The 5612-nt window shown below is 36.3% G+C and carries 4 protein-coding genes and 2 pseudogenes; 4 read left to right on the forward strand and 2 right to left on the reverse strand.

Annotated features, from left to right (window positions below; translation table 11 throughout):
* Positions 1-261 precede the first annotated feature (261 nt).
* The 3 genes and pseudogenes from V7149_RS25640 (at position 262) to V7149_RS25650 (ending at position 3014) form a co-directional block, all read left to right on the forward strand.
* On the forward strand, positions 262-1599 hold the full coding sequence (locus V7149_RS25640; protein ID WP_335348382.1) for a UDP-glucose dehydrogenase family protein: 1338 nt from the start codon (positions 262-264) through the stop codon (positions 1597-1599).
* Between the two features lie 83 nt (positions 1600-1682).
* Positions 1683-1860 (forward strand): annotated as a pseudogene (locus V7149_RS25645) (phosphatase PAP2 family protein); the annotation flags it as partial.
* Positions 1861-1871: 11 nt separating this feature from the next.
* Complete coding sequence (locus V7149_RS25650; protein ID WP_335348383.1) at positions 1872-3014, forward strand: glycosyltransferase family 4 protein; 1143 nt, start codon at positions 1872-1874, stop codon at positions 3012-3014.
* Between the two features lie 151 nt (positions 3015-3165).
* Here the strand turns inward: V7149_RS25650 and V7149_RS25655 are convergent, their stop codons facing one another.
* Together V7149_RS25655 and V7149_RS25660 are read right to left on the reverse strand one after the other, a co-directional pair.
* Positions 3166-4506: a cyclic 2,3-diphosphoglycerate synthase gene (locus tag V7149_RS25655; RefSeq protein WP_335348384.1), complete on the reverse strand. Its 1341-nt coding sequence runs from the start codon at positions 4504-4506 to the stop codon at positions 3166-3168.
* 168 nt (positions 4507-4674) lie between these two features.
* The gene (locus V7149_RS25660; protein WP_335348385.1) at positions 4675-5163 is read right to left on the reverse strand and encodes an RrF2 family transcriptional regulator; all 489 of its coding nucleotides are present in this window, start codon (positions 5161-5163) and stop codon (positions 4675-4677) included.
* Between the two features lie 200 nt (positions 5164-5363).
* On the opposite strand from V7149_RS25660, the pseudogene V7149_RS25665 reads away from it, so the two are divergent.
* A pseudogene (locus V7149_RS25665) lies at positions 5364-5612 on the forward strand (NAD(P)H-dependent oxidoreductase); the annotation flags it as partial.

A 5612-nucleotide genomic window follows, 5' to 3' on the forward strand; every position in this document is an offset into this window, starting at 1 on the left:
TCAATATAATTAAATGAAAACCTAGCGCTAGTATTTGTAATTTGCGCTAGGTTTCTTTTTATATTAATAATTATCCACCATTGAAAACCTCCTTCGTTTCTTAAGTTTAATTTTTGTCAGTATGAATGAACGAGTTTGAACTGTTAATTATTTGAAAGTAATTGTTAGAATCTTTTTACAATTAATTAACACTGCCTCAAGGTAGAATTTATATTCTTCTAATAAAATGATCATAAATCTATTTATTACAGGAGGGATTGTGTGAAAATTTCGGTCGCTGGAACAGGGTATGTTGGGTTAGTGACAGGTGTTTGTTTAGCAGAAATGGGTTTCGAAGTTACATGCATCGATAATCAAGAGAATAGAATAAAAATGCTGCAAACAGGGTGCTCCCCGTTCTACGAGCCAGAACTTGAACCGCTTTTACACAAAAATCTTTCTAACGGCCGTTTGACTTTTACAACCAATCCTAAAAAAGCTTACTCTTTCGCAGATATCATATTTATTGCTGTCGGAACGCCGGAGAACGAGGATGGAACAGCAAACTTAGACTCTATCTTTAACGTTGCTCTAGAAATAGCCCTCAATGCAAAAAACAACGTCATTATTTGTACGAAAAGCACGGTTCCAATTGGTACAAATGATCGAATGAACATGTTAATTCAGCGAAAAAAACCTCCAAAAATTCAAATCGAAGTTACTTCAACACCTGAATTTCTTCGTGAAGGCACAGCCGTCCATGATTTTTTCCACAGTGACAGGATAGTCATTGGTGCGAATACGAATGAAGCAGCTCTGCTTATTGAACAAGTATATGCTCCGCTTCAAATTCCGATTATCAAAACAGATATCAGAAGTGCAGAAATGATTAAATATGCATCAAATGCTTTTTTAGCGACAAAAATTAGTTTTATCAATGAAATCGCTGCCATTTGTGAAAAGGTTGGGGCAAATGTGGAAACAGTAGCTTACGGAATGGGGGAAGATAAGCGTATTGGTCATTCATTTCTTCAAGCAGGTATTGGGTATGGGGGCTCTTGTTTTCCTAAAGACGCAAATGCACTTGTACAAATAGCGGGGGATGTTGATCATTCATTTGAATTGCTTGAGGCAGTTATTAATGTAAATAATCGCCAACGTTCACTCCCAGTTATAAAAGCAAAAGAATTAGTCGGCTCATTAGCCGGAAAAAAAGTCGCACTTTTAGGTCTTGCATTTAAACCAGGAACAGATGATATTCGCGAAGCAGCCTCCTTAACCATTATCAATGATTTGCTTAATGAAGGTGCAAATGTGGTTGGCTATGATCCAATTGCCATTCAAAATGCAGAAAAGCTAGTTGGGGATGCGATTGAGTATACAACAGATTTGATAAGTGCTTTGTTTAATGCTGAAGTAGCCATTATCGCAACGGAATGGGATGAAATTAAGCAGTTTCCTTTAGAATTGTTCGAAATTTATATGAAGGATGCAGTCATTGTTGACGGACGAAACTGCTATTCTCTTGAAAAAACTCAAAACCACGACATTACCTACGTATCCATCGGTAGACCAAGCGTAAAAAAGAACATTTTATTAAATACAGCCATTACACATTAATGTCCAATGATGGCAAAAGGTTGAGAGGGGACATCTGAAGATGAAGCGGATATATGACTTATATGAGTTTGAATGTCGACTATTTCATAAAATTAATCGTCACTTCAATAAGTTTAGTTGTCATCCTGCTTCCTCTTGCTTTATTTGTCGGACTATCAAGAATTTATCTTGGGCTACATTATCCATCTGATGTAATGGCAGGTAAGAATGCTCGGAATTATTTGTGGCTTTATTAGCTATTATTTTATATGGACATTTTGAAGGAGGGGCAAATGAAAATTGCATTTTTCACAGATACCTTTTATCCGGAAATTAATGGGGTTGCACGAACATTAAAGCAGTTTACTGATTATTTAACTAGAGAAAATATTTCATTCAAGGTTTTTGCACCAAGCACTTTATCTAGTGAATATGTGACACCCTATATTCACCGCTTTAAAAGTCTGCCCTTTTTCTTATATCCTGAATGCCGTTTTGCTTTTCCTAACCCATTTCAAATGAGAGAAGAGCTCATTCATTTTGCACCGGATATCATTCATGTTGCCACTCCGTTTAATTTGGGGGTTTGCGGGGCATATTATGCAAAAAAGTTAAATATTCCATTAGTGGGCTCTTATCATACGGATTTCGATTATTATTTAAAATACTATGATTTACCAAATCTCTCAAAATATCTTTGGAAATATATGAATTGGTTTCATCGTCCGTTACAGAAAATCTATGTTCCATCGTCTGAATCGATTGGAAAGTTGAGGAAAAGGGGATTTACAAATATGGAAGTGTGGTCAAGAGGGGTAGATTGCAAACTATTCCATCCTTACTATGATAAGCTAGTTGTTCGCAAAAAATATCAAATACGCAAAAAGTATCTTCTCATTTATGTAGGAAGACTAGCACCTGAGAAGGATGTCAACACACTTCTAGAAATAGCAAAAGCCTTGCCTCCGCACATAAATGAAAATTTACATTGGCTAATTGTAGGAGACGGTCCAAGTAGGGCTCAGCTTCAAAACGCGGCACTAGAAAATATGGATTTCACAGGATTTCTCCAAGGGAAAGAATTAGCTGAAATATATTCGGCTGCAGATTTATTTGTTTTTCCATCTCCAACTGAAACATTTGGCAATGTTGTTCTTGAATCATTTGCAAGTGGCACACCTGTTATCGGTGCAAATTCAGGTGGTGTCAAATGTATTATTCAGGAAGGGGTAACTGGCCGCCTATGTCCACCTGGAAATGTGCCTCAATTTACAAAAGCGGTCATAGAGTTATTGTACGATCATTCATTACGGAGTCAGATGGGGATTGAAGGAAGAAAATATGCTTTCGAACAAAAATGGGATACTATTTTTGAAAAGTTGCTTAAATCGTATTCTACTACGATTGACAAGGAAAATAAGCAGGAACTTGCTTAGCCATTGATAATCTTAAGCCACTCGCGGTTAAATGGTAAAATGGAAAAACACATGGGAGCTTTTATGTAGGAAGTTAAAATGTAGGAAGAAAGGAAAAAGACTAGCGACACTAATAATGTGTCACTAGTTTTTTTCTAATTGTTTAAGTTCATCACACAAGCTTATGCTTTTGGATAAAATCTTTTAAAATATCGCTTAAATTCGGGCTGCCAATTTCAGCTAAATCATAATGTACACGTGTACATGGCTTATTAATCGAAATGACGCGTGATAAATCGATTGGTGTGCCAATGATTACTGCATCACAGTCAGCACTATTAATTGTTTCTTCCAGATCTTTCAATTGCTGTTCGCCGTATCCCATCGCCGGAAGGACGTTGCCAATATGTTTGTATTTGTTAAACGTTTCGCTTAATGTACCAACTGCAAATGGACGTGGATCAATTATTTCCTTCGCACCTAAACGTTCAGCTGCAACTGTACCTGCGCCAAGTTTCATTTCTCCATGTGTCAATGTCGGGCCATCTTCTACGACTAATACACGTTTTCCAACAATACTCTCCGGTTGATCCACTGTAATCGTTGATTCTGCTTTAATAATCGTGCTATTTGGATTTGCGAATTTGATATTATTTTCTACGATTTGAACAGCTTCTTCTGGCGCACTATCCACTTTGTTAATGATAGCCACATCTGTTGTTCTTAAGCATACTTCACCAGGATAGTATTTCAGCTCATGACCTGGACGATGCGGGTCTAGGACAGTAACAGCTAAATCAGGCTCGAAGAAAGAGAAATCGTTATTTCCTCCGTCCCATAAAATAACGTCACAGCCATCTGGATCATTTTCAGCTGCTGCCAAAATATCTGCATAATCAACGCCAGCATACACAATATTTCCACGCGCCACATGTGGTTCATATTCTTCCATTTCTTCGATTGTGCAATTATGCTCTTTTAAGTCCTCTACTGTCGCAAAGCGCTGAACACGCTGTGCATTCAAATCGCCGTAAGGCATCGGATGTCTCACTGCAATAACTTTTAAATCATGCTCCAGCAGTGTTTCGATAATTTTACGCGATGTTTGGCTTTTTCCAGTTCCAGTTCGCACAGCGCAAACGGAAATAACTGGCTTATTACTTTTTAACATCGTGCTTTTTGGCCCTAGTAATGTGAAGTTAGCACCTGCTGCATTCACAATCGCACCCACGCCCATCACGTCTTCGTAATTAACATCACTATACGCAAACACACATTCATCCACTTGCAAGTCTTTAATCAATTCTGGTAATTGATCTTGTGAATAAATAGGAATACCTTCAGGGTACAATTCGCCCGCTAATTCACTTGGATATTTTCGTCCATCGATATCTGGAATTTGCGTTGCTGTAAAAGCAACAACATTATACATTTCATTATTACGATAATACGTATTAAAATTATGAAAATCCCTTCCTGCTGCACCAATAATAATAATATTTTTTCTACTCATAGCACTCTCTCCTATACTTTCAATCAATTATTATAATAATAACTAGGAATGTATATTAATACAATAGCATTTTCAAAATTGCTAGAAATTAAAAGATAAGGATGTTGCTTTTATGAATAAGCTCTTTAGAATATTTTAATTAAGGAATTTCACAAGAGGTTCGTTTTATTAGTCGTTTTTCGAAAAATATTTTCGAGTATCTTCACGTATTTGTTTGGGTAATACACGATCAAGCTCTTCATTTAACCATGATAGTGTTTTACTACGTAATTCATCACGCATTTTTTCTTCCGCAGAGAGCATTACTAAATTGATGGTGCAAAAGGAGGGAGCAGAACAGCAGCTTTCTCTATACAAATAACCATTATCTTTAATATTTTTACATTGAAAAATAGGCTTTGGACCTTCAACTGCTTCAACTACATCCCAAAAGGAAATGTCTTCTGGGGACTTAGATAACCTATATCCTCCCTTTACACCGGGGACAGAACTTACAATACCAGCCTTAGACAATTTACCGAAAACTTTTGAAAGAAATGTCTCAGAAAGTCCTTGGAATTCTGCCAAATCCTTGATCCCAACACTTTCCTTAGAAGGAACATCAATTAAATAAACAAGACAATGTAAAGCATATTCAACTCCGACACTGTATTGCATAAAACTCACCTACTTTTGTTTATGGATTATCAAATTGTATCTTAGGAGTATTTAGAGTTCTAGTCAAATAAAGAAATCTCTGTTGGTAAATTTTATTCATTTGACAAAAATAATTATAGCACATATTATAGATAATGTTAATCGACGATTAAGTTAGTCTTTAATTGGCGCCTAAAATTCATTTTAAAGGAGAAATACAAATGAACAAAACACTGATCATTAATGCACATCCAAATATAGATGATACTTCTTCAGTTAGCTTGCAGGTTTTTAACCACTTTTTGGAGGCTTATAAAGAATTAATTCCTGATAGCGAAGTAATTGAACAGATTAACTTGTACAGTGATGTAGTGCCTATGATAGATAAAACGGTTTTAAGTGCATGGGAAAAACAACGAAAAGAACAGGAACTAACTAGCCAAGAACAAAAAAGTAACGGAGCGTATGTC

The organism is Bacillus sp. JJ1503 (assembly GCF_036965125.1).
Lineage (GTDB): Bacteria > Bacillota > Bacilli > Bacillales > Cytobacillaceae > Cytobacillus.

Bases quoted from the DNA above. Each gene is read 5' to 3' on its own strand.
- V7149_RS25650 (WP_335348383.1), top strand. From the start codon at position 1,872: ATGAAAATTGCATTTTTCACAGATACCTTTTATCCGGAAATTAATGGG.
- V7149_RS25655 (WP_335348384.1), bottom strand. From the start codon at position 4,506: ATGAGTAGAAAAAATATTATTATTATTGGTGCAGCAGGAAGGGATTTT.
- V7149_RS25660 (WP_335348385.1), bottom strand. From the start codon at position 5,163: ATGCAATACAGTGTCGGAGTTGAATATGCTTTACATTGTCTTGTTTAT.